The 3,465-nt window shown below is 43.1% G+C and carries 2 protein-coding genes and 1 pseudogene; all 3 read left to right on the top strand.

What is annotated here, in order from left to right; translation table 11 throughout:
- Window positions 1-2,059, top strand: a 2,059-nt coding sequence (locus CXF78_RS17420) for a PAS domain-containing hybrid sensor histidine kinase/response regulator (protein ID WP_145991544.1), incomplete at its 5' end; no start/stop codon positions are given.
- 14 nt (window positions 2,060-2,073) lie between these two features.
- On the top strand, window positions 2,074-3,069 hold the full coding sequence (locus CXF78_RS17415) for a response regulator (RefSeq protein ID WP_180957206.1): 996 nt from the start codon (window positions 2,074-2,076) through the stop codon (window positions 3,067-3,069).
- A 125-nt stretch (window positions 3,070-3,194) separates the two neighbouring features.
- Window positions 3,195-3,465 (top strand): annotated as a pseudogene (locus CXF78_RS17410) (MFS transporter); the annotation flags it as partial.

Here is a 3,465-nt window from a genome sequence, read left to right as displayed (position 1 = left end):
ATTTATTAGCGATGCGGTAGAAAATATTACCGGTTATCCAGCAAATGACTATATAGGCGCAACACCAAAACGTCATTTTTACCAACACGTACATCCAGATGACCTTAAGCAAATAAGCAATCAAATCGTCACAGAGCAAGTGTTTAAGCTGGAATACCGTATCTATAATGCCAACGGTGATATTCGCTGGCTGCTCGGTTATGGTGCTAAGATTGACGGGATAGATGTACAAGATAAATGGCTCGACGGCTTTATTATGGACATCACCGATCGCAAAGAAATGGAGCAATCCTTATTAATTGCCAAAGACAAAGCGGAACAAGCAGCATCTGCCCGCTCGGCATTCCTAGCGAACATGAGCCACGAAATTCGCACCCCAATGAACGCCATCATTGGTTTTAGCGACATTTTACTCGACGATTCGCTACCCGCTGAACAGCAAAAACATTTACGTACTATTAATCAGTCTGCTAAGTCTTTATTGCATCTACTAAACGATGTTCTCGATAGTGCTAAGTTAGACAAAGGCAAGTTCGACCTCGAATTACGCGATTTCTCTGTTATCGAAGAAATTGATTCGGTGGTATCGACACTATGGTTACAAGCTAGTTCTAAAGGTTTGTTCTTAAACGTGAATGTATCAGCAGATGTGGCAATGTCTTATCATGGTGCTCCAGACCGAATTCGCCAGGTATTGACCAATTTAATTGGTAATGCGATTAAATTTACCGCCGAAGGTGGCGTCAATATAGATGTTAGCGTTAAACCAAGCGGTTGCATTGAATTTGCGATTAACGATACCGGTATTGGCATGACGCCAGAACAACTAGCCTTGGTGTTTGATGCCTTTGCTCAAGCAGATGCCAGCATGAACCGACGCTTTGGTGGCACTGGTCTGGGGACAACCATCAGCAAACAGTTGGTTGAATTAATGGGCGGTAAAATTACCGCTAAAAGCACATTTGGCCAAGGCAGTTGTTTTGGTTTTGCCTTGCCATTAACCGCACCCAAACACATCAACAACACGTTGACTCCGTTAACAACCCGCCACATTAAACCACTGGCTATTTTGATAGTTGATGACATCCAGCAAAATATTGATTTGCTCACCATTATGATGAAGCGCCAAGGTCACTCTGTTATTACAGCCCGCGACGGTAAACAAGCCCTACTGCGAATGCGCAACGACAAAATAGATCTTGTATTGATGGACGTGCAAATGCCTATCATGGACGGATTAACCGCCTCGCGTAATCGTCGTGAACAAGAGCAAAACGAACACTTACCACATATGCCAATTATTGCATTAACGGCCAGCGTACTGCCTGAAGACAAAAAAGCAGCCTTAGATGCCGGTATGGATGGTTTTGCCAATAAACCTATCGATATGATGCTGCTTAATCATGAAATTGCCCAAGTGTTGAAACTTGAACAAAGCAATATGGCCGTCGATAACACCGCTGTTGATATCGACAACAGGCAAGTGGTTAATGAGAAAAAAGGCATCTCGATGTGGGGAAGTAAAGACACTCTCGTGAAAGAAATTAGCCTATTTATGACTAAACAACACGATAGCAACCAACAGCTTAAACAATTAATACAAACTGCCGACTGGCCAGCTATTAGTCAGCATTTACATGGACTAAAAGGGTTGTCTGGCAATTTATCGCTAACGCAACTAACACGTTTATTTAGCGATGCCGAGCGCTTAGCCATGACAAAATCCACCACTGAATTATTGGCTTTGCTGCCCACTATTGAGCAGGCTTTTGACCATGTGACAACCTATCTTAGCACTCAAGATATCAGTCAACACCCAGATCAAACCGCAGAAAAAGATAGTATGAGCGTTGATGAGTTCATCCAAATCATTAACCTTATTCGCTTAGCTGCAAAAGAAAACCAATACAATGAGCACGATGTAGACACACTAATTGCAGCAACTCCGTCGGCATACCGACAGCAATGTATCAACATACAACATGCTCTAGACGACTTTGAATTTGAACAAGCAATAACACAACTCAATGCACTTGAGTCCAATGTTACTGCACAGTAAAAAGACTGAATTGAATGATATATAGCAACCAAGACCGTATGCCGACAATTCTTATTGTCGACGATGAACCCGCTAACCTCAGAGTGTTAAAGAAAATGCTTGAGGATCAGTACAGGCTGATTTTTGCTAAAAGTGGCGAAGAAGCCTTGCGTTTAATTGAACGCGACTTGCCGGATTTGATTTTACTCGATGTGATGATGCCGGGTATGACTGGTTTTGAAGTCTGCCAGCAACTTAAAACTGTGCAACGCACCAAAGCGGTACCAGTCATTTTTATCACGGCGTTAAGTGACGAAGTGGATGAGGCTAAAGGCTTTGATGTGGGCGCGGTAGACTACATTACTAAACCCGTGTCACCTGCGGTGGTTAAAGCACGTGTTCGTACTCATTTGTCTTTAGTGCAAGCAGACGATTTGCGTCGTACACGCTTACAAGTCATTCAACGTTTAGGCCGTGCATCTGAATACAAAGACAACGAAACCGGTATGCATGTGATGCGCATGAGCCATTTTTCTAAAATTATTGCCCTTGCTTATGGTTTATCAAAATCAGCCGCCGACAATTTACTCCATGCAGCACCAATGCACGATATTGGTAAAATTGGTATTCCCGACAGCATTATGCTTAAACCGGGTAAGCTCACCGATGAAGAATTTGCCATCATGAAAAAGCACCCTGAAATCGGCGCCGAAATTCTAGGTGAATCAGATTCAGATTTGATCGCCTTAGCCAAAGTCGTCGCCATGACTCACCACGAAAAGTGGGATGGTAGCGGCTACCCTCATGGACTTAAAGGTGAAGATATTCCTATTGAAGGACGTATTGTGGCAATTGCCGACGTATTTGATGCTCTCACCAGCAAACGCCCTTACAAAGAAGCATGGACTGTCGACAAAGCCATGGCATTTTTACATGACCAAAGCGGCATACATTTTGACCCGCAGTTAGTGACACTATTTCAGCAATCTTTGCCCAGCATTTTATACATTAAGCAACGCTGGCAAGACTAATAGACCGTAATTGGCCCGTTAGTTTAGTCGTGAACTAACGGGCCAATTAGTTTTTAGGATTTGCCCTATTTCAATCGCTTAATGGTTCAATTCACCCAACTCCCTTATTACCAACAGGATTTTTTATGACCCCGGCTGCTGCATTACCAAGCCAACTGAACACCACCGCCATTTTGTTAGTGTTAGCCTTAGGCACATTTATATTGGGATTATCAGAGTTTTCGATGATGCCAATGCTGCCATTAATTAGTGAAACATTTTCCTCAACACCGTCACAAAGTGGTTATGCGATTAGTGCTTACGCGATAGGCGTTGTTGTCGGCGCCCCTATTTTAATGCTGACCACAGCCAACATGAAAAAACGCCATGCCTTGGCAATATTTCTGACATTAATGT

This window comes from Shewanella sp. 11B5 (assembly GCF_002836795.1).
Lineage (GTDB): Bacteria > Pseudomonadota > Gammaproteobacteria > Enterobacterales > Shewanellaceae > Shewanella > Shewanella frigidimarina.
This window is presented reverse-complemented; position numbering and strand designations above follow the sequence as displayed.